At 55.1% G+C, this 26,364-nt stretch carries 22 protein-coding genes; 8 read left to right on the top strand and 14 right to left on the bottom strand.

Going from position 1 to position 26,364, the window contains the following annotated elements; genetic code table 11:
• Positions 1-197 precede the first annotated feature (197 nt).
• The 3 genes from T9A_RS01035 to T9A_RS01025 all read left to right on the top strand — a co-directional run bounded on the left by T9A_RS01035 (position 198) and on the right by T9A_RS01025 (position 2,972).
• Positions 198-866 (top strand): YiaD family glycine zipper/OmpA-like lipoprotein, encoded by a 669-nt coding sequence (locus T9A_RS01035; protein ID WP_035244359.1) that lies wholly within the window; start codon positions 198-200, stop codon positions 864-866.
• 139 nt (positions 867-1,005) lie between these two features.
• Positions 1,006-2,073 carry a bifunctional DNA-binding transcriptional regulator/O6-methylguanine-DNA methyltransferase Ada gene (gene ada / locus T9A_RS01030; protein WP_035244357.1) on the top strand — a complete coding sequence of 356 codons (1,068 nt, stop codon included), beginning with the start codon at positions 1,006-1,008 and terminating at the stop codon, positions 2,071-2,073.
• The gene (locus T9A_RS01025; RefSeq protein ID WP_035244356.1) at positions 2,070-2,972 is read left to right on the top strand and encodes a DNA-3-methyladenine glycosylase family protein; all 903 of its coding nucleotides are present in this window, start codon (positions 2,070-2,072) and stop codon (positions 2,970-2,972) included. The genes ada and T9A_RS01025 overlap by 4 nt, the downstream gene beginning before the upstream one ends.
• Positions 2,973-3,145: 173 nt before the next feature.
• On the opposite strand, the gene T9A_RS17335 is transcribed toward T9A_RS01025, so the two are convergent.
• Together T9A_RS17335 and T9A_RS17330 are read right to left on the bottom strand one after the other, a co-directional pair.
• A complete protein-coding gene (locus T9A_RS17335) occupies positions 3,146-3,934 on the bottom strand; it encodes an MFS transporter (protein WP_269529848.1) in 789 nt (262 codons plus the stop codon).
• Positions 3,895-4,398 (bottom strand): MFS transporter, encoded by a 504-nt coding sequence (locus T9A_RS17330; protein WP_269529847.1) that lies wholly within the window; start codon positions 4,396-4,398, stop codon positions 3,895-3,897. The genes T9A_RS17335 and T9A_RS17330 overlap by 40 nt, the downstream gene beginning before the upstream one ends.
• On the opposite strand from T9A_RS17330, the gene T9A_RS01015 reads away from it, so the two are divergent.
• Positions 4,389-5,180, top strand: a complete 792-nt coding sequence (locus tag T9A_RS01015) for a patatin-like phospholipase family protein (protein WP_035244354.1) — start codon at positions 4,389-4,391, stop codon at positions 5,178-5,180. The genes T9A_RS17330 and T9A_RS01015 overlap by 10 nt on opposite strands.
• Before the next feature lie 106 nt (positions 5,181-5,286).
• On the opposite strand, the gene T9A_RS01010 is transcribed toward T9A_RS01015, so the two are convergent.
• The 3 genes from T9A_RS01010 to T9A_RS01000 form a co-directional block, all read right to left on the bottom strand.
• A complete protein-coding gene (locus T9A_RS01010; RefSeq protein WP_156964802.1) occupies positions 5,287-6,399 on the bottom strand; it encodes a ferritin-like domain-containing protein in 1,113 nt (370 codons plus the stop codon).
• A 295-nt stretch (positions 6,400-6,694) separates the two neighbouring features.
• Positions 6,695-7,144 (bottom strand): PaaI family thioesterase, encoded by a 450-nt coding sequence (locus T9A_RS01005; RefSeq protein ID WP_035244352.1) that lies wholly within the window; start codon positions 7,142-7,144, stop codon positions 6,695-6,697.
• A complete protein-coding gene (locus T9A_RS01000; RefSeq protein WP_232221947.1) occupies positions 7,141-7,611 on the bottom strand; it encodes a PaaI family thioesterase in 471 nt (156 codons plus the stop codon). The genes T9A_RS01005 and T9A_RS01000 overlap by 4 nt, the downstream gene beginning before the upstream one ends.
• Before the next feature lie 136 nt (positions 7,612-7,747).
• Here T9A_RS01000 and T9A_RS00995 point away from each other — a divergent pair, with 136 nt between their 5' ends.
• Positions 7,748-8,872: an alpha/beta fold hydrolase gene (locus T9A_RS00995; RefSeq protein WP_035244350.1), complete on the top strand. Its 1,125-nt coding sequence runs from the start codon at positions 7,748-7,750 to the stop codon at positions 8,870-8,872.
• A gap of 73 nt (positions 8,873-8,945) precedes the next feature.
• On the opposite strand, the gene T9A_RS00990 is transcribed toward T9A_RS00995, so the two are convergent.
• The 4 genes from T9A_RS00990 to T9A_RS00975 all read right to left on the bottom strand — a co-directional run bounded on the left by T9A_RS00990 (position 8,946) and on the right by T9A_RS00975 (position 12,037).
• A complete protein-coding gene (locus T9A_RS00990) occupies positions 8,946-9,707 on the bottom strand; it encodes a hypothetical protein (RefSeq protein ID WP_232221946.1) in 762 nt (253 codons plus the stop codon).
• Between the two features lie 80 nt (positions 9,708-9,787).
• Positions 9,788-10,663, bottom strand: coding sequence for a hypothetical protein (locus tag T9A_RS00985; RefSeq protein ID WP_232221945.1), 876 nt, complete (start codon positions 10,661-10,663; stop codon positions 9,788-9,790).
• A gap of 200 nt (positions 10,664-10,863) precedes the next feature.
• On the bottom strand, positions 10,864-11,265 hold the full coding sequence (locus T9A_RS00980; RefSeq protein ID WP_035244344.1) for a YkvA family protein: 402 nt from the start codon (positions 11,263-11,265) through the stop codon (positions 10,864-10,866).
• Positions 11,255-12,037: a ParA family protein gene (locus T9A_RS00975; RefSeq protein ID WP_035244342.1), complete on the bottom strand. Its 783-nt coding sequence runs from the start codon at positions 12,035-12,037 to the stop codon at positions 11,255-11,257. The genes T9A_RS00980 and T9A_RS00975 overlap by 11 nt, the downstream gene beginning before the upstream one ends.
• A gap of 470 nt (positions 12,038-12,507) precedes the next feature.
• Here T9A_RS00975 and T9A_RS00970 point away from each other — a divergent pair, with 470 nt between their 5' ends.
• Positions 12,508-13,851 (top strand): cytochrome P450, encoded by a 1,344-nt coding sequence (locus tag T9A_RS00970; protein ID WP_035244340.1) that lies wholly within the window; start codon positions 12,508-12,510, stop codon positions 13,849-13,851.
• Positions 13,852-14,155: 304 nt separating this feature from the next.
• Here T9A_RS00970 and gorA read toward each other — a convergent pair whose 3' ends face one another.
• Positions 14,156-15,520: a glutathione-disulfide reductase gene (gene gorA / locus T9A_RS00965; protein ID WP_035244338.1), complete on the bottom strand. Its 1,365-nt coding sequence runs from the start codon at positions 15,518-15,520 to the stop codon at positions 14,156-14,158.
• Between the two features lie 346 nt (positions 15,521-15,866).
• On the opposite strand from gorA, the gene T9A_RS00960 reads away from it, so the two are divergent.
• Positions 15,867-16,517: a transglycosylase SLT domain-containing protein gene (locus T9A_RS00960; protein WP_035244337.1), complete on the top strand. Its 651-nt coding sequence runs from the start codon at positions 15,867-15,869 to the stop codon at positions 16,515-16,517.
• A gap of 83 nt (positions 16,518-16,600) precedes the next feature.
• Here T9A_RS00960 and T9A_RS00955 read toward each other — a convergent pair whose 3' ends face one another.
• Positions 16,601-16,903, bottom strand: a complete 303-nt coding sequence (locus tag T9A_RS00955) for a Rieske (2Fe-2S) protein (protein ID WP_035244335.1) — start codon at positions 16,901-16,903, stop codon at positions 16,601-16,603.
• Between the two features lie 216 nt (positions 16,904-17,119).
• Positions 17,120-19,492 (bottom strand): phosphoenolpyruvate synthase, encoded by a 2,373-nt coding sequence (ppsA, locus tag T9A_RS00950; RefSeq protein WP_035244333.1) that lies wholly within the window; start codon positions 19,490-19,492, stop codon positions 17,120-17,122.
• Positions 19,493-19,957: 465 nt separating this feature from the next.
• Between ppsA and ppsR the strand changes: the two genes are divergently transcribed.
• Positions 19,958-20,776, top strand: coding sequence for a posphoenolpyruvate synthetase regulatory kinase/phosphorylase PpsR (gene ppsR, locus T9A_RS00945; protein ID WP_035244330.1), 819 nt, complete (start codon positions 19,958-19,960; stop codon positions 20,774-20,776).
• A gap of 416 nt (positions 20,777-21,192) precedes the next feature.
• On the opposite strand, the gene T9A_RS16525 is transcribed toward ppsR, so the two are convergent.
• Both T9A_RS16525 and T9A_RS16970 read right to left on the bottom strand, forming a co-directional pair.
• On the bottom strand, positions 21,193-24,609 hold the full coding sequence (locus T9A_RS16525) for an FG-GAP-like repeat-containing protein (RefSeq protein ID WP_084573349.1): 3,417 nt from the start codon (positions 24,607-24,609) through the stop codon (positions 21,193-21,195).
• Positions 24,610-24,716: 107 nt separating this feature from the next.
• Positions 24,717-26,294, bottom strand: a complete 1,578-nt coding sequence (locus tag T9A_RS16970; protein WP_232221944.1) for a hypothetical protein — start codon at positions 26,292-26,294, stop codon at positions 24,717-24,719.
• Between the last annotated feature and the right edge of the window lie 70 nt (positions 26,295-26,364).

Below are 26,364 nucleotides of genomic sequence, written 5' to 3'. Positions count from 1 at the left end.
TTCGGCTGATTTGTGCCGCCGTTACAGGCTGTATTGAATAGATAACAACCCTCTACAGACGGCCACTCGGTTTTTTTCGTACAAATTCGTAAACTCGTGAAGACGCCGCTTTACCAGCCATGCTGTCAGGGCTATGGTTCATATCACATCCAAACTATTTAAAAACCAATACCTTATAAGACTTACAAGGAGTTTCCATGAAACGTTTCGTTGGCTGTCTGGCGCTTGCAGGCGCTATGTCCCTGCAGGCTGGCTGCAGCACCATCAACCCCTACACCGGTGAAAAGCAGACCTCCAAGGCTGGCATGGGTGCCGGTATTGGCGCCGTCACCGGTGCGCTGATCGGTATCGCCACGTCAGACAGTGCCAAAGAGCGTAAAGAGCGGGCACTGAAAGGCGCCGGTATTGGCGCCGTTGCCGGTGGTGGCGTGGGCTACTACATGGATGTACAGGAAGCCAAGCTGCGCGAAAAACTGGAAGGCGCCGGTGTGTCCGTTACCCGTGACGGCGACAACATCATCCTGAACATGCCGGGCAACCTGACCTTCGACACCGACAGCACCACGGTGAAGTCTTCCTTCCGCCCGGTACTGGACGCAGTGTCTGAAGTGCTGAAGGAATACAAGTCCACCATGATTCAGGTAGCCGGCCACACCGATAGCACCGGCGGCGACAAGTACAACCTGATGCTGTCCCAGCAACGCGCCCAGTCTGTCGCCAATATTCTGGGCGGCTTCGGCGTTGAACAAGTGCGCATGGATACCGTCGGTTTCGGCGAAACCCAGCCCATTGCCAGCAACGGTACTGCCAGCGGCCGTGAGCAAAACCGTCGTGTTGAACTGACCCTGTTGCCTTACACCGAGTAAGGCAATCTGGAGGTGGGTGCCCGGCACCCACCTCTTCTCCCCTTCCAGTTTTTTCAATTCCCCCGCAACATCCAGAGTGCATCGCGATTTTCTTCGGGTCATGATGAAGTCAGACTCTTAACGCCCAGGAAACAAGATCGTGAGCACAGTGACGGCGCAGATTACCGACACACAGTGGCATGCCATCCAGAACCGTGACCGAAGCGCGGATGGTCGCTTTGTCTATGGCGTCATCACCACCGGTATTTTCTGTCGGCCCAGTTGCCCGGCAAGACGACCTAACCCGGCTAATGTGCGGGTTTTCCCCAATGGGCAGGAAGCCTTGCAGGCAGGCTTTCGCCCTTGTCGTCGCTGCAATCCGTTTTCCCTGGCTGGCTCACCGGTGACAGACACCGTCACAGCCCTGTGCCGCCATATTGAGCAAAGCCACAGCCTGCCGACGCTGAAAGAGCTTGCCGCTCAGTGCGGCTGGTCGCGCCACCATCTGCAGCGCCAGTTCAAGGCCGTCACCGGTGTTTCGCCACGGGACTATGGGCTGGCAGTGCGCCGGCGGCGACTGACCGGGAATTTACAGCGCCATGCATCCATCAGTGGTGCCATGCAGGAGTCGGGAATGGAATCCGGCAGCCAGCTTTATAGCCAGGGCAAGCAGATGCTGGGCATGTTGCCCGGCCAGTATCGTTCCGGCGGCACGGGGACAGCTATCCGCTTTGCCATGGCCGAATGTAGCCTGGGAAGCCTGCTGGTGGCAGAAACGTCGCAGGGCCTCTGTGCCATCAGTCTCGGTGATGCGCCGGAGCCGTTGCTAGAGGAGTTTCAGGCACGTTTTGCCGGCGCCGAGCTGCTGCCACCGGATCCGGCATTTGACAGCAAAGTGGCCCGGGTTATTTCACTGGTCGAAGATCCAAAACAGAGTCTGTCGTTGCCACTGGATATTCGCGGCACCGCATTTCAGCAACGGGTCTGGCAGGCGCTGCAGCAGATACCACCGGGCACCACCCTGTCCTATCAGGCTCTGGCCGAAACGCTTGGCCAACCGGGAGCCGCCCGGGCCGTTGCGTCGGCCTGCGCCGCCAATACATTAGCCGTGGCGATTCCCTGCCATCGGATTGTACGCCGCGATGGCAGCCTGTCCGGCTACCGCTGGGGCGTGGAGCGCAAGCGGGTCCTGCTGGAACGCGAGCTTGAAAACAAGGAGAGTGAGTGAGGGAACAAACAGCCGAGCTAGTTTTACCGCTACCGGCGGATTTCAATCGCGACGCCTTCCTTGATTTTCACCGGCGGGATGTTCAAGCAGTGGCCGAGAAAGTCGATGCCGGGATGCTGGTGAAAGCCTTCATCTGGCAACAGGTACCCACCCTGCTGACAGTGGCATTCCATGAGCCAGGCCAGGCCCGTATTACCTTGCAATGTGACGCCGAGGCGCCCTCAGCCAGCGTTTCACTGGACGCCTTTGCTCGTCACTTGCTTGGCCTGGATCAGCCAACACAAGAATTCGAGGCGCAGACCGGCAGGCATCCCCTGGTGGGCGCAATGGTGCGCACCCAGGCCGGATTGCGGGTACCACAATCCGCCTCACCGTTTGAGGCACTGAGCTGGGCCATCATCGGCCAGCAAATCAGTGTGGCGGCCGCCGTTTCCATTCGCCGACGTTTTATACAGCGCCTGGGCCGCAGGCACAGTAACGGCCTTTACTGCTACCCCGATGCCAAGGATGCTGCCAACACGGACGCGGAAACACTGAAGGCCTGCGGTTTTTCGCGCAGCAAGGCGGAGTGTCTGCTCACCGTTGCCCGGCTCTGCCTTGACGAGACCCTTCTGCCCGAGATTCACACGGCACAGCCCGACCTGGAAGCCTTACGGAAGAGCTTGCTGGAAATACGTGGGCTGGGTCCCTGGAGCGTTCACTATGCACTGCTGAGGGGGTATGCCTGGATGGACGGCAGCCTGCATGGGGATGTGGCCGTACGCCGAGCCATCCAGCAGTTATTGGGCAATGCCGCGCCACCTACTGCCCGTGAAGCCGAGCTCTGGTTGGCAGACTTTCGCCCCTGGCGCAGCCTGATGGCGGCCCATCTGTGGAAGTCGTTATCAGTGAATGCCTGACTTGATGACTCACCGGCCCCAACTTTCACCGTAGGGTGCACTGAGCCTAAGGCGAACTGCACCATCCCCAGCGCCGAATCGGTGCAGTTCGCCTTAGGCTCAGTGCACCCTACGAAGCTGACGTATTTTGACCGGTTTTCGCGACTCGAAACCCGGACCTCGCCACTGGCACCCTACGCACTAGCCGCCGCAGAACGTACCAGCCGCCAGGCCAGCCAGGCCAGCGGCACCATCAGGGACAATACCAGCAGATAGGGCCAGCGATGATCCAGGGTGTACAGGCCTGTGCCAACCAGCGGCCCGAGGATAAAGCCCAGTGCCGGGCAGGCGCTGGCCAGACCGGCCACCCGCCCCTGTTCTTCACTACTGACTCGCAGGCTGGCCAGAGACATGATCGCCGGCATGCCAAAGCCCAGGCCGAGCCCCACCAGCAATACCGCAAAACTCATCACCAGTTGCCGGTCTGCCAGCCACAGAATCAAGGCGCCGACGCCCAGCGCCGGAACAGCCAGGGCCACCAGCAACGTGGCCGGTGCCCGCAGCCATTGCACCACGACAATCTGACCAAACAGGGAGGTGACCGCCGCCGCCATCATGGTCAGGCCAAGTGCGCGGGCCGCCGCCGCGGGCGATAACCCGAAGTGGTCCTGAAACAGGAAGCCCAGGGTCTGCTGAATCAGCGCAAAGCTCATGAACAGCATCACGCCGGTGAGCAGCAAGTCCCGCAGTCGCGGGTCCGCATAGGCGCCGAGACCACTGCGCAGCACCTTGCCCAGGGACACGGTGCGCGCCGTAGGCTGGTGTGGGGATTGAGGCAGCCACAAGGCTGTTGCGATAGCCATCAGTGCGGTCAAGGCCGCCACGCCATAGAGCGGAAAGACCAAACCCACCGCCGCCAGCAGCCCACCGGATACCGGCCCGATCACTGTCCCCAGATTGTTCGCTGCACCAATACGCCCCATACCCTGGGTGCGCTGCTCCGGGGTAGTGATATCTGCGGTATAAGCTGGGCGGCGGCCGGCGTGGCGGCCATGATCGCCGCCTGCACCATGCGACTGAGCACCAGACCGGCCACCAGCAAGCCACCGACCAGACCGCCATGCAGACCAATATCGAACACCACCGCAAACATCAGCGTGCCCAGGGAATAGCCGCTCAGCCCGATCACCAGCACCCGCTTGCGGCCCAGGGATTCGCTGAGGGTGCCCCACACCGGGCTGGCCAAGGCAAAAATCAGCGACGAACAACTGATGATCAGTCCCACCTGCATTTCCGCCAGGCCGGTGGCCCGGCCCAGGGACGGAAGCAGCGTGAATACCAGGGTCTGACCCAGTGCGGTAACCGCCACGGCGGTCAACAGGATTGTATGGCTGAGGGTGCCCGGGTTAGGGTTTGTCGCCGCAGAGGAAGAGTTCAATGAAGACATTTCCCGCCCCAAGCATGGCGGACTGGTTGGCCGAGCGCCCCTTTACCCTGGCCATGTCGTCCGGTTTTTTTGGTTTCTTTGCCCATTTTGGTGTCGTCAAAGCCCTGAAAGAACATGAATTACAGCCTGCCCGCTATTGCGGCTCCAGTGCCGGCGCGCTGGTAGCCGCCTGCATGGCCAGCCAGGCATGTCCGGAAAGAATGGAGCGCACTCTGCTCGGGCTGTCCCGGGAGCATTTCTGGGACCCGTCTCCCGGACTTGGTTTGCTAGCCGGCAAGCGTTTTCGCACATTGCTGCAAGAGCTGCTACCGATAACGGACCTGGCCCTTAGCCCCACCCCGGTGGCCATTTCCGCCTGGCATGCCGGCAGCCGCCGCACCCAGGTACTGAGCACCGGGGACCCGGTAGAAGCCGTCTATGCGTCCTGCGCCGTGCCCTTCCTGTTCCAGCCGGCGCGGATCGACGGTGGTTACTACTGGGATGGTGGCATTGCCGACCGGCATGGTCTCGCCGGCACCTGGCCCGTCGAGCGCGTACTCTATCACCATCTGCAATCCCGATCCCCGTGGCGACGGGCCAATAGCCCTGCCCTGCAGGCGCCTTTGCGCCCCAACCTGATCACCCTGGCCATTGATGGCCTGAGCCGCAGCGGTCCGGGGAAGCTGGAGCAGGGGCGCATGGCATTACATCAGGCCTATGAAGCGACCACTCAGGCGCTGGCCAAACCGGTTCGGCAGGGAATCGTCAACGTCGACAGCGTGTTGAAACGTAGGGTGCACTGAGCCCAGGCGAACTGCACCGATCTGGCGCTTGAATGGTGCAGTTCGCTTAGGCTCAGTGCACCCTACGCTGACTATAGACTTTTGTAAGAGCCTACAGAGACAGCCCTCAGGAGGCTTCGTCGTAGAGAGGTTTCGACAACTCCGCCCAGTCCACTTCGCCGTCATCCACCAGGTTTTCGAACTGAAGGATGCCCAGTTCTTCGAAACGGGGGCGAACCGACTCGGTGAGCAGACCGATACGTTTCAGGTTGGGCATGATGCGAGTGAACAGCAGATTGCGGAATTGGGCCATGATGGTGGAAGACAGGACCTGTTCACGGGCCTCGTCCACATCCCAGCCAAAGTGTTCAAACACCTCGGTGCTGATCAGACGCTCACGCATGACCACGCAGGCCTCAAAGGCAAAGTGCGCCCGCTCTTCTTTTTCTTCTTCAGAAAGAGTCTCAACAAAGTCCTCCAAGTAGTTGACACCAAAGGTAACGTGCCGCGCTTCATCGCGAATAACCAAGTGGATGATCTGCTTGAGAAGCGGATCATGGGCGGTCAGCTTGAGGGTATTGAAAGCCGCCAGGGCCAGGCCTTCGATGATGATCTGCATACCGATAAATTTCAGGTCCCAGCGAGGGTCCGAGAGGATCTTGTCGAGCAGGGCTTTCAGATTTGGATTCACCGGGTAGAGAATGCCGATCTTTTCCTGCAGGTAGCGGGTGAACACTTCCACATGCCGCGCTTCATCGAAGGTCTGGCTGGCCGCATAGAGCTTGGCATCGTAGGAAGGTGCACAACTTGCCAGCTGTGAAGCCACCAGTAACGCACCCTGCTCCCCGTGCATGAACTGCGCCAGCATCCAGGCAAGATTGTGCCACCCGAAGCGCAGTTTTTCGTCGTCGCTAAGTGCCTCGAAGGTAGGCCAACCATTGAACGGGTTGAAGGACTGATCCAGGGGCACCTCGCTCCTGGGAAAGGTCTGGCTCCAGTCCAGATCCATGTCCGCATTCCAGTTCAGTTCCTTGCCCAGGCGGTAGAGCTTGCGGATACGCCCATCGGCACTGGAGTAGTCCCAGTTGTAATGGCCGGTGAGCGGGGTCTGGAAGATTTCCACCACATCCTGCACATGACCAGGGGTCAGCTTGTCTTCAATATCATCGGCACCGGGGCCGTCCCAGTTTTCGTAAATGCTCACCGATGTGGGTGGAGAGGTGACGTTGGTTATTTTCATGAAAACACCCTTTTTAGCGTTGTAGCGCACACTCAAGGACGCAACGTTGCGTCCTGAACAGGTTCACTTAAACGCTAGGCGGATGTGGTTGCTGGAACAATGTCGCGTTCTGACAATCGGGACGAAGGCTGGCGCAAAATCACAATAAACGCAAAACCAGAAAAATCTCTCAGGAAGACGCAGGGTGCGCTTAGCCTAAGCAAACTGCACCATCCAACGCCGAATGGGTGCAGCTCGCTTAGACTCAGTGCACCCTACAAAACAGCTGATGCTTGATCCTCAAAAGTCTGCGACGTCAGCCTGCATCATCAGACAAGAGGAAATGGGCCCGGGCGATGGTGATGGGTTCCTGGCGGTTTTTTTGCCAGGCGCTGATATGCACATTGGCAATTCGGCGCCCCAGCCGGGTCACGCTGCATTCCGCATAGGTGTCTCGGAAAAGACCGGCCCGCAGGTAATCGATGGTGAAATCGATTGTCTTGGGTACCCGTGGCTCACCCATTTGCAGCAGAATGAAGATAATCGCGGCCTGCTCCATAAAGCCAGCCACCGCCCCACCATGCAGGGCCGGCAAGGTCGGATTGCCCACCACATTGTCATGCTTGGGCAGGACGAAGGTCAGCTCGTCACCCTGCGCCACTACCTGGATGCCCAGAAAGCGGGCATAGGGTACCCGGTCAATCAGGCTCTGGTAATCCGCCTCACCAGCGCGGCATTCTTCAATCAGGGTTTTCAGTGCTTTCATTGCCCCACCACCTTGCCTGCCGTTTCGATTTTCAGTCGGGTATAGGTTGCCAGACCGGTTGCGATGGGCTCATCTTCATTGCCCTCTTCCCAGGTGGTAATGCGTACAAAGGCCACGTGGGTAGTGAGGCGATAGCAGGTGGCTTCGCAGAATACGGCTGCGCCCTTTTCAGGGCCGCGCAGATGATCCACGCGAAAGTCGATGGTGGGGGTAATTTCAAACGTCGGGAAGGTACGGCAGGTGACTGCCATGCCGCCAGCATGATCCATCATGGCGAAGATGGCGCCACCATGCATAACACCGGTTTCCGGGTTCCCGACCAAGTCTTCGCGCCAGGGCACGCGTACCCTTACAGCGTTTTCTTCAGCGCTGAGCACTTCCAGCCCCAGCACGACTGAGTGCCTGACCGACTCCAGAAAGCGGTTACAGACATCCAGACGGGTAAATGATTGCGATGAAGTTGTCACGACGGCCAATGCCTCCTGTGCCTCGGGCGCGCTAGATTAACGAGTCGACATTACTCTGCAAAGTGTTACTTTTTCACCCTAGTAATACGCTGCTTTCCCGATAGTATCCCAGCCCCCTCATTGTCGGAGGCCTCCCATGGCGACGTCATCCCGTTTGAAGACCAGTCTGCGTGCAGTTGGGCATATCGTCGAGCGTCGGCGGCATCCGCAGCGGTTTATCCAGATTGATAAATGCCCCTGGGATGAAATCTACCGCGACGGCATCATGGCAGTTCGCCATTATAGCCTGCCGCCCATGGCCGAAATCCCAGTCAATGACGAGACCATGCCTGTTGAGCGCCATAAATATCGCACTCCCCTGATTCTGGTGCCCGCTTTGGGGATTCATTGCTGGACCTATGACCTGATGCCGAACCGCTCCATGGTCCGCTATCTGATGGCGCGAGGCTATGACATCTATTTGGTAGATTGGGGCAAACCCTCCCAGGCCGAGCGCAGCCTGGATCTGGATACGTATGTGAATCGTTGGCTGCCGGAAGCGGTGGAAATGGTCAAGGCACATTCCGGGCAGGAGCAGGTCAACCTGATGGGCTACTGCATGGGCGGCCTGCTTTGCCTGATGTACCTCGGGGGACACCTGGATGCGCCGGTGCGCAGCCTGATCACCATTGCCAGCCCGGTGAATTTCCACAAGAGTGGTCCTTTCGGCAAGGCCCTGGGCCTGGCATCCATCCCCGCCATGCAACTCCACGACTGGTTCAAGCTGCGTCTAGAGCCACTGGACGATAAGCTGTTCCATATCCCGGCAGGGCTGCTGACTTTCGGCTTTAAAATGACCAATCCGCCAGGGGTGGTGCAGGCTTATCTGGATCTGGTGAAGAACATTGCCGACCGGGAATACGTCACCGAGTACATGACTATGGGTCAATGGTTCAACGATATGGTGGATTATCCGGGTGCGGTAGTGCGCGAAGTGATCGAGAAGATGATTCTGGCAAACAGCCTGGCCAAGGGGAAAATCCGTATCGGTGGTCGCGGTGTGGATTTTTCTGCGATTCGCCAGGACCTGCTGGCGTTTGCCGGCACCACCGACAATATCGTCAGCCTGCGCGCCGCAAAGGAAGTGCTACGGCTGGTCGGCAGCCAGGAAAAACGTTTCGAAGAAGTCCCTGGCGGCCATGCCGGGGTATTCTCCGGCTCCAAGGCACCCAGCCAAGCGTGGCGTATCAGCGCCGACTGGCTGGCAACACGCTCAGATTGATACTGACACCCCCATAGCCATACTTTCCGGGAAAACGCCCCTTTTGCTCCACCGGAAAGTGCTACCTTTTAGCTCAGGGAGCTACCAGCTCCTCTATGTGCTCTGCGACCTGGCTGGCGTAGCGATAAAAGAGGTAAGGGACCTTATTGGCATCGTTCTCGTTCATCCGCGGGATGGTATTGCGCACGAAAACCCAACGTTGATCAACAAATGCCAGCACCTCGCTCGCCTGCGTATCACTGGCATAGTGTCTCTTTAGATTCTCCAGCTGGTCATCAATGGCTTTTGCTTCAAGGGCAAAATCCATTGGCGGCAGCCCAGTACCGGTCGGCATGCCTGCCGACGGGAAGGCGGCCAACGCAAGGTATTCACTGGCCAAGCGCTGCATGGAGACCGACAACTCCGCAATATTGAGATAGCTGCCTTTGTCAGTGGAGTCGGCCTCCTCAGCCAGCTTGGCAACAGCAAGAGTGGTCGTGTTCATCTCGCTCATGGCGCCATAGTCCGCATAACCCAGAGATGCCAGCGGGTTGTCGAGCGCGCGTTTGGACAGGTCATCCCAGGCCTGGTTAAAAGCCCTGGCCTGGGCCACCTCTTCGCCCTCGGCTTGCCCTTTGAGCTTAACCACCCGTCGCTCCCCATCATCAAGCAGCTGCCTAAGTGCGTCCCGGTCCTCCGGGTTATCACCACGAATCGAAAGTAGATGGAATCCCATCCTGGCGCGCCAGGCGTCCGCTTCCATCATTGCCAGTTCCGTTGCAGAGAATGCTGCTTGCGCGCCGGAAACAGCGACCATCAGCGCCCCCGCCAACATCCACAATCCTTGTTTTTTCACCCCAATTCCTCTTTCTTTACCCCACGAAAAACCCCCGCCGTTAGCGGGGGCCTGAATGCATGCCAAGCTGGCAGTTAAGACTATTCAACTGGCCCGAAGGTAGGCTTGGCCATATCTGTGGATGCCAGACTGATCGCCTGCTCCATTGTTTCCACCATCTGTCTGGTATAGCGGTAAATCAGGAACGGCACCGCATTTTCATAGAACTTTACCATGGACTGACGAATGAATTTCCACTTTACCGCCACCTGATTCAGTGCCCGGGTCATGGCTTCGTCGCCAGCATATTGTTTCTGAGCCGCTTCCAGCATCTTCTCAAATTCCGGTACGGCATTCTTGAAATCCAGCCGGCCCTCATCCGAGCCTGATGCCATTCCGCCGGCAGGGTCCGCTGCCACATTCAGATACTCTGATGTCATCCGCTGAAGGTATGCCGATAACTCACGAATTTCATCATACTTGCCACCGGTGGCATTTTCGAAAGCATCCATTTTGTCCGCCATAATAGCGGGAAGCTCGTTCACATCCTTGATGATATAGGCATTGGTATACCCTTGCTCCGCCATGGTGTTACCCCTGGCGGCATCGACGTATAGGGTTAATTCCTTTTCCAGATCTGCCACAAACTGGCGCTCTTCGCTGCCCTCGGCATTGGCTCTGAGCTCGGAAAGAGCCTGCCTGGACTGGGAAATAGTACGCTTCAGGTCAGACGCATAAATCTCACTGCCTGCCATCACCGTGAGCATATGGAAGTTTGTGCGCACCTTCCACAGCGACAACTCAAACTCTTCAAGATCCGCATTGGTAATGGCTGCCATCCCCTGCGCTGGCAGCAAGGCGATAGCCAGAAGGCTCCCCAGCAGACGCTTGCCCATAACTACTCCCTTTTCCTGATCGCTAATTGTTGTTGTGAATTGCTTGTTTTTGGTCTGATCACGCCGGCCCAGGGCAGGCACTCACTCAATATGAGTAAACACTATCACAAAATTCATAAGAGAGAGGAACCCGGTATTGATATCAAAATGGTCACTGTCACGCTGCCTTTCACCCTGGGTCCTGTCCGGGCAGGGTCCTACCTCAAAATCGTAGCTGGCGTTATGGCCACTTCATGGTATCGAGGCCTGGCGTCATAAGGCCAATCACACCTAACAGGCTGCTATAGACCTGTAGCAGCGTCGTCATGGATCTCACGCCATTGCTGATATCGCTCGATATCCTTTCCGGCAAATTGCCAGGCCTTGGCCAGCACCCCAATATCATCCAGCAAACCCAGGCCAATAATCGGGTCTGGGATAGCATCCAGGGGCATCAGGAAATACACCAGCGCTACGGTGATGGTGAGCAGGGTTCCCCAGGGCACCTGACGGTAGCGCCCAGTCGTCCAGTCCAGCAGCATTTGGGCCAGTAGCTTGAGCTGCCCCGCCGCCTTCCCCAGACGTTGTTGCAACTGATCAGAGCGGTTGAATACCGCCTTGGCCAGCCATCGGCTGGCCGTGGCCGAGCGCAATATACGCTCGGCACGGCGAGACGCCTGCTTGCGAAACGGATTAGCGGCCACTGAGCTCGTGGAACAATGCCCGATATTCCTCGGTCAGCTTGTGCTTTGGCTGCAAATTAACCAGGGGGGTCGCCTGTTCGTGGGATTCTCGCATTACCACACTGGCAGAAAGCTTGCTGCTCAGCATCGGCAAACCTTCTTCAACAAGCGACGCCACCAGCTCCTGCGGCAAACGGGCTCGGGGCTGGAACTGGTTGACGACGATGCCTTCCACCTGCAGCTCGTCATTGTGATCTTCGCGAGCCTCCTGAATGTTTTCCAGTAGGGTATACAGCGCCTTGCGTGAGAAGGCATCACAATCAAAGGGTATCAATACACGATCAGCAGCAATCAGCGCGGACAGGGTATAAAAGTTATACGCTGGCGGGGTATCGACAAAGATGGTATCGAAATCCTTGGACAGGCTTTTCAGCAGGCCGCGGAGCTTGTAGATCTTGTGCTTTGATTCAAGCATGTGCTCGATTTCGCCCAGTTCGCCATCCGAAGGCAATACAAACAGGTTCTGAAAAGGCGTGGCATGCACATAGTCGCGAGCGTCCTTTTCTTTCAACCGAAACGACAGCGTCTGGGCAAAGAAGGTGCCGATATTCGGCTTGGGGCCTTCACCATTGCTGTAGGCGGGCATCCCCAGCAGGTACTGGCTGGCATTACACTGCGGGTCCAGATCCACCACCAAGGTGCGGTTTCCTTCGGCAGCACTGATGGCAGCCAGGTTTACCGTGATGCTGGATTTACCCACTCCCCCCTTCTGGTTAAACACCACACGACGCATTCCTTGTTCTCCTTAATACAGCAGGCTTGCGGACTGTCTGCAGGCCAGAACTCCGCAGGCATCCGCGCTATTGGCGCTGACGCCCTGCTTGATCCGGGTTTGACTTAAGCCATTCGACCACTGGAAGCCCACTCTTTCGAAGCGGGCTCAATCTGGGCCTGCACGCAGTTTTTGTTTGTTGCCGAATCATACACAGGCCTTGGAGGCTCTCCCAGTGCCCACCGGTTCTCTTTTTCTGTCCACAGTTTCTGTGGATAACCGAGTGCATAACCCTTGAGTGACTGGCCCCAGCCTTGCCGGGCTGTGAGCCAGACAGGTTCAGGTCAAAAAAACAGCACACTGCACCCGGGGACTACGAGATCTGAGCCGTTCGGCTGAGAGGGAAATGTCATAACGAAATCTGTTTAGTGGTATTGAGCTAAGCGGGGTATCCAGCTAATAGTAAACGCTCTGTTTATTGGGAGAGATTCATGTCACAACCGTTTTGTTCGCTGCCCGCACACAGTCAGCTTCGAGCTGTGCCCGGCGACAAGGGGCTGCCGCTCATCGGCCATACGCTCTCCTTCATGAGCGACCCCATCGGTCTTATGCGTAAGCGCTACGACCAATACGGTCCGGTCTCATGGACTAGCGTATTTGGCCTGAAAATGGTGCAACTGCTGGGGCCCGATGCCAATCAGTTCGTCATGCTCAATCGGGGCGATCTGTTTTCCAATCACCAGGGCTGGGATTACTTTATTGGTCGTTTTTTCCATCGCGGTATCATGCTGCTGGATTTCGAAGAGCACCGCTGGCATCGCAAAATCATGCAGCAGGCCTTCAACCGGGATGTGCTCAAGGGGTATCTGGAGCGGATGGGCCCGCACATCACCTCGGGAATTGCCCCCTGGAAAGACATCGCCGATTTTCATGTGCTGAATGCGGTAAAACAGCTCACCCTGGATCTGGCCACTGATGTATTCATGGGCTATGAGCTGGGCCCGGAGGCTGACGACATCAACCGGGCCTTCGTGGATACGGTTCGCGCCGGTACTGCCATCGTGCGTACTCGAGTCCCCGGCCTACGCTGGTCAAAAGGTCTCAAAGGGAGAAAGCTACTGGAGGCCTTTTTCCGCAAGGAAATTGCCGCCAAACGGCAAAGCCGCGACTCCGATCTTTTCAGTGTGCTCTGTCACGCCGAAACAGAAGATGGCGAACAATTCAGCGATGACGATGTGGTCAACCACATGATCTTCCTGATGATGGCGGCCCACGATACGTCCACCATCACGCTCTCCACCCTCTTCTATTATCTGGCCAAGAACCCGCAATGGCAGGAGCGTCTGAGGGAAGAAAGCCAGGCCCTTGGCAAAACCTGCCTGGACTATGAGGACCTGCCCCGGCTGGAAGGCATTGGCATGGCCATGAAAGAAGCACTGCGGCTCTGTGCCCCGGTGCCATCCCTGCCCCGCAAGACCGTCAAGGACGTGGAATACGAGGGCTTTTTCATCCCCCGTGGCAGCTTTATCAATGTGGTGCCCTACTTCACGCATTACATGGAAGAGTACTGGCCGGTACCTGAAAAGTTCGATCCGGAACGGTTCAGTGAAGCACGCCGGGAAGACAAGGTGCACCCTTATGCCTGGGTGCCGTTCGGGGGCGGTGCGCACAAATGTATCGGCCTGCACTTTGCGGAAATGCAGGTAAAGGCGATTCTGCACCAGGTGCTGCTCAATTTTCGCTGGAGCGTACCGCAGGACTATGAGATGCCGGTGGATACCACCAGCCTGCCGGTACCCGGCGATGGGCTACCGGTGAAACTGGAGAGAATCTGACACCCAGACCGCAGGAGCGTCGCTGGCGGCGCGATAGCCAGAATCGCGCACCCCCGATCATGTCTCGCAGCCGCTGTAGGAGCTCCGCTTGAGGGGCGAACCACGCGTCAGCGTGGAAATAGCTCGCAGGGCGATCAGGAGTATCTTGCTTGGCAGACTCCATTGCGGGCACCTGCCAAGCTGTTATCTCGCTGCGCTCGGTTCGCCCCTCAAGCGGAGCTCCTACAGCGGCTTTGTAGAAAGTGTGGAGGATGTTGCGCCGGCAGTTACGGCCCCTACGGCATAGTCAACCAATATTGGCTGATCAGGCGGTGATTCTTTCCCCCTGACGCATGGTGACCAGCTCTTCAGCCGCCGTCGGGTGGATGCCCACGGTAGCGTCAAAATCCGCTTTGCTGGCACCCATCTTGATAGCCACAGCAAACCCCTGGGTAATTTCTGCCGCGTCCTCGCCGGCCATATGCAGCCCAAGCACTTTGTCAGTTTCGTCGTCCACGATCAGCTTGATAAAGCTGCGTTCCTGCTTGTCACCCAGAGTGTAACGCATGGGTCTGAAGCCACTTTTGTAAACCCGGATTGCTGAGGCCTGCTGTAGCGCTTCTTCCTGACTGAGCCCTACGGTGCCGATGTTCGGGTGGCTAAAAACAGCGGTGGCGATATTGCGGTAATCCATTGTAGCCTGCGGCTTGCTCTCGCCGAACAGCTGCGCAGCCAGCCACATGCCTTCAGCCAGGGCCACGGGGGTCAGCTGGACACGGTCAATCACATCGCCCAAGGCGTAAAGGCACGGGATGGAGGTGGCAAAGCCGTCATCAACCTTGATCGCCCCCTTCTCTGTCAGCGTTGGCGTCGCCCCGTCTGCAAACAAACCATCCAGCTTTGGCACGCGGCCGGTGGCGTAAAAGACTTCGTCAAAGGTTTGCTGGCTGCCGTCCTGATAGGTGACCTGCTTGCCGCTGCCGACCCTATCCAGGCGGGTAACGTCACTGTTGAACTTCAGATCCACCTCCTGCCCGCGCATCTGCTCTGCCACGAACTGACGAATATCTCCGTCAAACCCGCGCAGGAAGAGATCACCCCGGTATACCTGGGTGACCTGACAGCCCAGGCCATGCAGGATGCCCGCGAACTCGGTGGCAATATAGCCGCCCCCCACCACCGCTACTCGCTCAGGCAGCGTCTCCAGATAGAACAGGTCATCGGAGATCCGTGCCAGCTCACAGCCGGGAAATTCAGGCACATAAGGCTTGCCGCCGGTGGCGATCAGGATATTGGCTGCGCTCAGTTCCTGGTCATCCACCGCAACTCGTCCCTGGCCCAACACCTTGCCATGTCCTTCGAAAACAGTGACTCCGGCCTGATCGAGAATGCGTTGGTAAATGCCATTCAAGCGCTCAATTTCCCGGCTTTTGTTATCTCGCAGGGTTGCCCAGTCGAACGACCAGCCCTGCACGGAAAAACCGAAATCTTCGGCCAGTGCAAATTCCTGGGGGAAATGGGAACCATAAGAAAACAGCTTCTTGGGAACACAGCCCACATTCACACAAGTACCGCCAAAAAAACGTTCCTCAATGATGGCAACCCGGGCGCCGTGGCTTGCAGCCATCCGCGCCGCTCGAACGCCGCCGGAACCGGCACCGATCACCACCAGATCAAATTCTGTTGTCACTGCTGTCTCCTGCTAGGTTTGCCCCTATTGTGCGCAGGGCGAAGGGATTAACAAGGCTGGTGAGCTAATACGTGCCATAGCCAACAGCAATGGATTTTCCCATATGCCAGAATGAAGCCGAAATGTGCGCCAGACCTCTTGGGCGTCGAGGGCAGCGATAGTATGATATTTGAGCGCTGGCCGGGTACGCTCAGCGGCTCATACCGACAACTCGTCGGTCATGGGTAATACCTGTCAGGCCTGACGTTATCATGGGGGTAACGTCGGCGGGAAAAGCTCACAGGGCTTTTTCTTACAACAACAACGCGTGGCACACCACAGCGCATTAACGGGGAACGGGACACCAATGCGACTGAGCGGGCTGCTGGCTCTACTAATGAGCGGCATGATCAGTTTTTCAGGCACTGTCGGGGCCAGTGATATATACAAGTATCGCGCCGCTGACGGCACCATTCTGTTTACGGATCAACCTCAAGACCGGGTTGGCCGCAACCATACCCTGCTATCCATCCGCAAAGGCTGGAATTACCAGCCCCGCGCCCTGAGTGATGCAGAGCGGGACCGCTACGACAATCTGATCACCCTGGCGGCAGGCCAGCACCGGGTGGATCCGGCTCTGGTAAAGGCCGTGATCCATGCCGAATCCCTGTTCAACCCTCAGGCCATATCCCGTGTCGGCGCCCAGGGATTGATGCAGCTGATGCCAGAAACCGCTGCTTATCTGGAAGTCAGCAATCCTTTTGATGCCCGGGAAAACATCCTCGGCGGCACCCGCTTCCTGGCGTACCTGAAAGGCAAATTCTCTACCCTGGACCATATCCTGGCGGCCTATAATGCTGGGGAAGGCAATGTGCGCCGTTACGGCGGCATCCCCCCCTTCAAGGAAACCCAGGCCTATGTGCGCAAGGTCAAACAACTACGCCAGCGCTATAGCAGCCACTTTGTTGCCGGGCTGGGCGAAGAGAAAGTGGTCTACGCTTCTCCCATTCGCCAGTAAGCTGCCCTCTGATTTCTGCACAAGCAGACCCGCAAACGGGCGGCAACCAGCGTTACGTTTTCAAGCATCGTTATTGCTCTCTCCTATGCGGGCAGATCCACTCCCAACCACGGGCCGTCATAGCTCAGTGGATATTGCTCGAGTTGGTAGCCAGCGCTGAGACAGCGGCCGCTTCGCAGGGAAAACATCAGCCCATGGCCGGGGCAGCGCAGCTCGCCATGGCTGATGGTGCAACGATCCAGTGGGAAATCCGCATGGGGACAGCGCCGTTGCATTAACCGGGTCTCCCCCTCCTCGTGGATCAGCAACAGCTCCAACCGGCCCACTTTGACAGGCAGTCGCAGGCCGTCGTACAGATCCAGAGTCCTTAGCAGGCGATGAAACATGGCTTACCTTCATCCAGGTTTTTGAACTTGCGGTCCATGGCAGCCCAGATTCCTCTTGCTCAGACCTCTATCCGCATCCACAGACTCTTCAACATAAAAGAGGAAAAGGAAACCGCTGAGAAACGTCTCTGCCAACCAGCCCATAACGTAAAAAGCCCGCAATCGCGGGCTTTTTACTGTGCTGTGAAGCACCTTGCAGGTCAAGCAGGCAAAGGATCAGTTGCCGTGCTTCTCCGCCAGGTAGAACCAGGTGTCGAGTACCGAATCCGGGTTCAGAGACACGGAAGAGATGCCCTGCTCCATCAGCCATTTGGCCAGATCGGGATGATCCGAAGGTCCTTGGCCACAGATACCGATGTACTTGCCCTGGGCATTACAGGCATCGATGGCCATCTTGAGCAACTTCTTGACCGCCGGATCCCGCTCGTCAAACAGGTGGCTGACGATACCGGAATCCCGATCCAGGCCCAGCGTGAGCTGAGTCAGGTCGTTGGAGCCGATAGAGAAGCCATCAAAGTGCTGCAGGAAGTCGTCAGCCAGCAGTGCATTGGTGGGCAGCTCGCACATCATGATCACACGCAGGCCGTTCTCGCCACGCTTCAGACCGTTCTTGGCGAGCAGATCAACGGCCTGCTCGGCTTCGCCCACCGTCCGCACGAAGGGCACCATGATTTCCACATTGGTGAAGCCCATGACATCCCGGACTTTTTTCAGCGCACGGCATTCCAGCTCGAAACAGTCACGGAAGTTTTCGCTGATGTAACGACTGGCGCCCCGGAAGCCCAGCATGGGGTTCTCTTCTTCCGGCTCGTAGAGCTTGCCGCCGATCAGGTTGGCATATTCATTGGACTTGAAGTCGGACAGGCGAACAATCACCTTTTCCGGGTGGAAAGCGGCGGCCAGGGTGGAGATCCCCTCGACCAACTTCTCGACATAGAAGTCCACCGGATCACCGTAACCGGAAGTGCGCTTGTCCACGTTCTGCTTCACATCTTTGGGCAGAGTGTCGTAGTTCAGCAGCGCTTTCGGGTGCACCCCGATCATGCGGTTGATGATGAATTCCAGACGCGCCAGGCCAACACCCTGGTTCGGCAGACCGGCGAAATCGAAGGCGCGATCCGGGTTGCCCACGTTCATCATGATCTTGAACGGCAGCTTGGGCATGGATTCAATGGAGTTACGCTGAATATCGAATTCAAGCTGGCCTTCATAGATCTTGCCGGTATCACCCTCAGCACAGGACGCAGTCACTTCCTGACCGTCCTTGAGCACATCAGTGGCATCGCCACAGCCTACAATGGCCGGCACCCCAAGCTCACGAGCAATGATCGCCGCGTGACAGGTACGCCCACCCCGGTTGGTGATAATGGCCGCCGCACGCTTCATGACCGGCTCCCAGTCCGGGTCGGTCATGTCGGTAACCAGCACATCGCCGGGCTGGACCTTGTCCATTTCCTTGATGTTGGTAACGATGCGCACCTTGCCGGCACCGATACGCTGGCCAATGGAGCGGCCCTCTACCAAGACCTTGCCGGTCTGTTTGAGCAGGTAGCGCTCCATGACATTCACATCGGAGCGGCTCTTCACGGTTTCCGGGCGGGCCTGCACGATGTAAAGCTTGTTGTCGTCGCCATCCAGCGCCCATTCAATATCCATGGGCATACCGTAGTGTTTTTCGATCTCGATGGCCTGACGGGACAGGTTTTCGATCTGCTCGTCATTGAGGCAGTAGACCATGCGCTCGGCATTATCCACGTCCACAATTTTCACAGACTTGCCCGCAGAGCCTTCGGCGCCATAGACCATTTTCTGCATCTTACTGCCAAGATTGCGACGCAGGATGGCGGGTTTCTTGTTCAGCAAGGTTTTCTTGTGAACGTAGAACTCATCCGGGTTCACTGCACCTTGCACTACCATTTCACCCAGGCCGTAGGAAGCGGTAATAAAGACCACGTCCTTGAAGCCGGACTCGGTGTCCATGGAGAACATCACGCCAGCGGCACCAGTCTCGGAACGCACCATGCGCTGAACGCCGGCGGACAGTGCAACCAGCTTGTGATCAAAACCCTGGTGAACGCGGTAGCTGATGGCACGATCGTTGAATAGAGAGGCAAACACTTCCTTGACGGCAATCATTACGCTGTCGATACCGCGAATATTGAGGAAGGTTTCCTGCTGACCAGCAAAGGAGGCATCGGGCAGATCTTCCGCAGTGGCAGAAGAACGTACTGCCACCGGCAAATCAGCATTTCCTTCGCCAATCTGTGCGTAAGCCTCACGGATAGCACTATCCAGCGCTGGCTGGAACGGGGCGTCCACGACCCACTGGCGAATCTGCTCGCCGGTCTTGGCCAGAGCAACCACATCCTCAACATCTAGAGCGCTTAAGGCCTCGTTGATTTTCTGGGTCAGATTGTTGTGCTCAAGGAACTCGCGAAAGGCTTCAGCTGTGGTGGCAAAACCGCCCGGAACGGAGACACCCGCTGCCGACAGATTGCTGATCATCTCACCGAGGGATGCATTTTTGCCGCCTACGCGCTCAACGTCATTTTTCCCAAGGTCCTGAAACCAGACTACATATTCCGCCAAGGTCGTCTCCTTTTTACGTATTACCGTTGATTACTGGCCTGAGCCGGCGCTAATCGAGCCGCCATTCTACTCAAAACCCGCACAGTTTGCCCGCCCCTAGTCGTAATTTGGGTACGACTTTGGTCAATCCCTGCATCTGTGGCTAGTCCTGCCCCTCTCGGGAGCACTATCCCATTGAAAATGAAAGGGTATTTAACCTGCGGACCAGCCTATGCGGCGCAGTTTAGAAGGATGTGAAGGCAGGGACAACGCCCAAGGCAGGATTTACCGGATTTGAGCGCCAACTGCCCACAGATAGCACTGGCCCCTAACCTCTGCGGGCTCTAGACTGTCATCATTGAAAACAATGACTTACAAAACCCCGTAGGAGCGGCGCTTGAGTCGCGAATATGCCTGGCAAGTCGTGTGTTGAGCAATTCGCGGCTCAAGCGCCGCTCCTACAGGCACAGAAGACGGCTGAAACCAATGAAAAGAACGGCATTCTATCTCTCAGATGGCACCGGAATCACCGCAGAAACCCTTGGCCACAGCATGCTCAGCCAGTTCGGCGATATTGAGTTTGTGCAAATCACCCTCCCCTTCGTCCAGTCCGATGAACAGACCCGGGAAGCCATCGCTCGCATCAACAGAGCGTCGGTAGAGGATGGCCAGAAGCCCGTTGTCTTTTCCACCCTAGTCAATAACGACCATCGCACCCTCCTACACGGCTGCGACGGACTGGTACTGGATCTGTTCGGCGCCTTTCTGAACCCCCTGGAAGACGAACTGGGCGTGCGCTCCAGCCACAAGATCAACCAGAGCCACGCCATCCGCGATGCGGAGTCCTACCGCATCCGTATCAATGCCGTGCATTTTGCCCTGGACAACGACGACGGCGCCCGCACCCGCCACTATGATCAGGCGGACGTGATTCTCATTGGTGTTTCCCGCTCCGGCAAAACCCCGACCTGTCTCTACTTGGCACTGCAATTTGGCCTCTTCACCGCCAATTACCCCCTCACTGAAGACGATTTCGACGACCTTCGGCTGCCGAAGCCGCTGGTCGAGCACAAACAAAAGCTCTTCGGCCTCACCATCAACGCCGACCGCCTCAGCGCCATTCGCAGCGAGCGCAAGGCAGGCAGCAAATACGCTTCCCTGCGGCAGTGTGATATGGAGTTGAGAGCTCTGGAAGCCATGTACAACAAACACAACATCCCCTACCTGGATGCAACGGAGCTATCGATCGAGGAGATTAGTACGCGTGTATTGGCGATGAAGGGGTTGGAGCGGCGATTGCAGTAGCCGCCCTGCCATAGGAGCTAATCTGAGAGCGATTCACACCCAAAGCATAGTCTATGCGGTCTTTCCAAGAAATCTTCATCCGCCGGCAGAGCCATTCGGAAAGGCCGTAGTAGTTTGAATGAGGTACTCGGTATAACGTTCCGTTTGACGGAGCTTATGAGTATCCCCGGTTAACGCTGAAACTCCAGAACCTGATTTTGTTAGACTGTGCTTGCACTCTAAATAGGTGTGGTGACCAGCCGGATAAGCTGCAACCAGCCTTCTACTAAAAGTGGAAATTTCAGATAGAGAACAAACGGTTAACAAGTTGAGACTATGCGAAGCTTTCGGTAAAAAGAAATTAATTACGGAAACCTCTTGCTAAAGTTCCGCCATGCCAGAAGAAACCTCATCTGATACGCCAGGCCGACACAGTATTAAGGCTGTATGCTACAGCCGGCATGAAGCGCGCGTTGATCAAAAATTATGAAGCGGTTGGTTTCCATACTTTCACACTGCCAACGCACACCATCCGGCCAGGTAACAGTGATATCTCCCGCCTGAGCTTCGCCCATGCCGAAATGCAGGTCGGGTGGGTTTTGCCCGTTGAAATTCGTGTTAGCCATGCTGACACGGGTTTGTGTCTGCGTACCGTAATTGCCCCCAACATTAGCTTCTATGGAAACTTTAGTACCCAAGGCTTCGGTATTAGGCGATTCACCCACCAATCTGATTGACAGGAAGTGGTTACCCGGGCCGTACCCTACTTGGTTGCTAAAAAACTGCAGCCCATTGGAGTGATCAAGAAGAGCGACATCCATATCCCCATCACGATCATAATCCAGGCAAGTAACCCCACGTCCATCGCTAGTTAACAATAGCCCCCAAGAAGCCCCCTGTTCGGAGAAAGTGCCATCCCCTTGGTTCATGAAAAGCCGCGGCAAGGAACCTTGATACTCGCTGGCAATGTCCCGAATTCTATCTTTCAGCTTCTGGCCTTGTTCATCTATAACGGCACTCTCAGGGATATTCCCAAAACCATTTACATGAAAAATATCGAGAAAACCATCATTGTTGAAATCTGCGAAACAAGCGCCCCAGCCCCAGTTTCCGTCGGCAACACCCACCTGTTCAGTCACATCTTTCAGCAAGATATCTCCGCCACCACTATCGTTTCGGTAAAGTCGGTTCCCGGTTACACCCCAGTTGCCCTCTGCCTCTCCATTCGGGTCATAAATCGAAGTAACAAACCAGTCAAGATCACCATCGTTATCATAATCACCGAGTGCAGAGCCCATGCCATTCTCATCAGTAATAACGGATCTGTCAGTTATATTAACAAAAGTGCCTTTTCCTGCTCCCTGCATTACAACACTGGTGCCAAAATCCGAAGCCAGCAGTAAATCTAATTCGCCATCGCCATTGAAATCGCCAGGCTGTGGTGAAAAATTCCAACTCTGAGAAAGATTGTTGTCTGAGAGACCACCCTCAAAATCATAATGTTCGAGCTCAGTTCCTCTGTTATTTTTCCAAAAAACCGGTGCGGTCAGAGTGTTGCCGAGAAACCAGTGGGCCAAAAATATCTCTGGATAACCATCGTGATTACTGTCGGCAAACGATATACCGTAGGTATGACGACTGATAGAAAGGTCTGCCACACGATAATAACTGCCCCTATCATTACCGGAATAGATCGGCAACTTCTTGTCCTTGATATTGCCAAACAATAATTCTCGCCGATAATCACCGTTCAAATCGGCCATGGCAACACCAGTAAAACGACCACCAGGATCATCTTCTAGCAATGGCTGGGCATCGAAACCGGCCTGCCCACCACGGTTGATATAAAATACCATTCCAGACCGATCACCACCTGCATAAGCCAAGTCTAACCAACAGTCGTCATTCAGATAGCTGGCACTGACACCGCCAGCGATCATAGTTGGTTCAGAACTGAGTCCGCCAGTAAGACCCCAAGTCTCCGCATTAAAACCATGTGGATGTATCGGGTTGCCGAACAGATCATAAAGCCCGAATAAAATCGAGTTTCGTGGCAAAAAACCATGTCCAACATTAATGGTGCTCTGGCTTGGATATTCAGAACAATATTCGATTTCAGCAAAGGTACTACGAGCTTGGGCAGTAAAATTTAAATCCACAGTTTTCGGATAATCGCCCGGTTGTGCAGGCAGCTCATTATCATCAGTGGGTGGATCAAGTGGCGTAATCGGCTCAGCCGTCGGGTTAATACCACTGACGAGTAAATTACCATCAGGGTCATCGTTGAGACTAGGAACCCACTGGTTTCTGCAGGTATGATTTTTAACACAATCATCGGTAAGCGTGTGCAAAAAAGAAGCCAGGTCAGACACTTCCTGATTAGTCAAGGCCCTTCCAGGAAGAAGCGCTTCAGCAATAGAAAAGCTACTGGCATTCAGTGCGCTCTGTGAATGCGATAAAGCATAGCCATAAGACTGGGTTCCTTGAAACTGTGCCAGACTAGCCAGTGTAAAATCATAATCTTGTATACCCTGACGCGGATTGGCATGGTAACGAATAGCATCTTGTAAAAGATCAAAGGTCCCTGCATGACCATACGGCATGGTAACTTCAACATTCAGCAAGGAGGGCACTCGAAAAGCGTACCGATCTTCTTCCCTTCTTGTGCTAGCCCAACGGCCAATGTCATCTTTTTCAGCACGCATAAAACCGCGCCCAATCTGCGGAAAAGCAACATTGTAGAATCCTTCATTGGTAAAAAAATCGCCGCTATGACAACTTGTACAACCTAGGCCACCCTCATCAATGGGCTCGAAAAACAAGCGGGCGCCACGCTTAGAAGATAATGAAATCGCATGATCATTACCTTCCACATAACGTTTCCACGGGGATTCAATAAAAATCATAGACTGGATATATTCAGCAAGCGCTCGCTGGATATTAATCAAGGTAATAACCTCTAAAGCGCTAGCCTGTGGTTGGTCAAACCCCTGCCGGAATCGTTGCAACCAATTTTCGGGCCCATTCGCTGACAACATACCCTCATCCTGCTCTCCTCGCAGCCGAGCTGCCAGGTACTCCCGGTACTCCTCCTGAGATTTTGCACTAAAGAGATAGGCCCGCATTTCATTATGGTTGGTAAGGGGGAATTTGACAAAAATTTCCAGTATACCGTCAGCATCTGATGAATCGGGGAAATTACCGCTTTCAGGAGTGCGGATTGCTTGCCCTTTACCGCCAGCGACAACGTTCTCATCCTCCACAAATACTCGACCATCAAAACTCATACTGCGGTCAAACAAAGCAGAGTTAAAAATTGTCTGACTATTACGGTGCATGTTGGGGCCGCGATCAGCAGCTGGATCCAGATCTTTGGTGCTGTCTAGTCGACGCACAGGGCCGACTTTAGCTGCATCTACAGGAGCAACTCCAATTCCAAGTGAAAGCGCGTCGCTTCCACCGAAATCGGGCGTGTGGCAAGTAGCACACGAGGATGTCAGATCACCTGAAAGGGAATGGGAAAAGAAGAGCAATTGCCCTAATTTAATTTTAGGGTCTTCTGAAGGGGTTCGCTGGCGCTGCTGTCGTGGAGTTGCCGGATCCCCAGTTAGACCATTCTCCATGATTACGTTACGGAGCCAATCATCCAACGTTGCATTCGGCTCATCAGATCCAATATCTGTTTCACCAAAATCTGAGCCGTGATCGGGGTTAGGAGGTGTCTTTATGGCTGGATTTGCATCCACAGGAGCTTTACCGTTGCTGCCACCACCCCCGCAGCCAGACAACACTAATGAAACCACCAAAAGCCACAATAGACGCTGGCATTGGTCAACTATTTTTCCTGATGTCATTACCGTATCCGGGATTCTTTATTTAATAGGTTTAAAGCAACACAAAAAGCATTTTCTGTATGGAATACATTTTGAATCATCAAAGTAGAGCCGCGTATGGCTTTTATTCAACAAAACCTAGCGCTTCCCCAGCAGTTCTTGAATGGAGGCTCTAGCCCAACGATATTGCCATCCCTTGCGGCTGAAGAACCGGTAATACCAGAAACAAAAGTTGTAACAGGCTGAGCTATATCTAAAGTAAAAGCGTCAGGAGCATACATAGCCCATCCTCTTTTTACTGACTCAACATAGCCTGGATACTGAACATCTTCTTTTTGAAAAGAAAGCCCAAAAAGATCAGAGGTCACATCAATTTGATGCACATTCGTCACATTAAATGGAAGATCGTAGTTGTTTAGATCAGTGTTGATAGCTCCATCAGATTTACTATTAATTATAGCTTGATTCGTTGCCTCATTAGGATCATAAATTCTCAGGCCTGCAGCAAGCTGTCTTTTAATTTGATCTGAGACCCCACCGCGGAGCAACGGAAGTAATGTAGGACCAAAAATACCAACTAATGCTCCAGCATCAGTATCAGCCAATTCAAGGGGAGAGGCACCAACATTGGTAGAACCATCGTTGTTGCCGTAAACAAGGCTATTAACAACTCCTCCAAGCTCAATACCACTTACTGCCGCCTGATTTTGACGGTTGCCACTGAGAAGAACCGAATTACCATTTCGGGTAACTGTGCCATAACTAACCAGAGCTTCCTGAAAGCGAATAGACGCAATCCCAATATCAAGAATCATATCGTCACCGAGATTAAGATATCCACCTTCTGGGGCTGGCAACCCAGCTCTATTACAACCAAAAAAACCACAAGCGGCAGGAGGAGATCCCCAGCTACTGGCGCCACCATTGTTCATTCCGCTCGTATCAGCACCTGGAGCCACACAAGGGCGATCTGCATATGCACAGGTAATAGCAACATTGTCTGCGCCTTGCATTTCCAGGTTTGCTTGGCCAGACATATACCCGCTGAAAGTATTTAGTGAACCAAAGCTTAAGGGTCCGGATACATCCTCACCACCTAGCCGAATACCCACCACTTCCCTGAGAGTTTTTGAATTATCATTTTTTATAGCAAACTGGAAAAAAGGACGCTCAATCAAAAAGTCTTTCAGCTGACTGGCAGTTCCAGCTGGGGCACCCGGAATTTGGCGCCCACGTGGATCCAAAGAAAGGCATGCTCCTGATGAATCAGCAACACAACCTAGAGAAAAATTGTCGATATCTAAATCACAAGCTCCAGGGCCATTAACTCCGCCACAGCCTAACTGCAGCTTCTCGAAATTTGTATTCAGTTCAAGTTTTGCATCAAGGCCCGCTTTATAAAACGTAAAGCCATTGGTGAACTCTTTATCCATTTGCAATAGCGCCTGACCAGACACATTAGACATTTCTTTGTCAGCCATCTCGGTCATTGCAGTGACCGGTGAAGCAATACTCAACAAAATAGCCGTCATACAAAATGCCAACGCTATTCCTGCTTTATTAGCCTGGATTGGAGAGAATAAAAAACCACGGGTAAATCCAGAGCAGTTCTGACACTCATTGGAAAAGGTCTTTTTCATGAAAAAAAAAGCTCTCTGAATAAAAATCCCTAGAGAGGCGAGAGCGTCAATGGCGGCCTTTATCATTATTCTCTGGTTGCTCATCATTTTGCCTGTTCTGTTGTTTGGTCGACCAGATGCATATGCAAGGTAAACA

This window comes from Alcanivorax jadensis T9, from assembly GCF_000756655.1.
In the GTDB taxonomy this organism is placed as follows: Bacteria; Pseudomonadota; Gammaproteobacteria; order Pseudomonadales; family Alcanivoracaceae; genus Alcanivorax; species Alcanivorax jadensis.
Note: the sequence above shows the minus strand (reverse complement) of the source record. Positions and strands in the feature narration are given on the sequence as shown.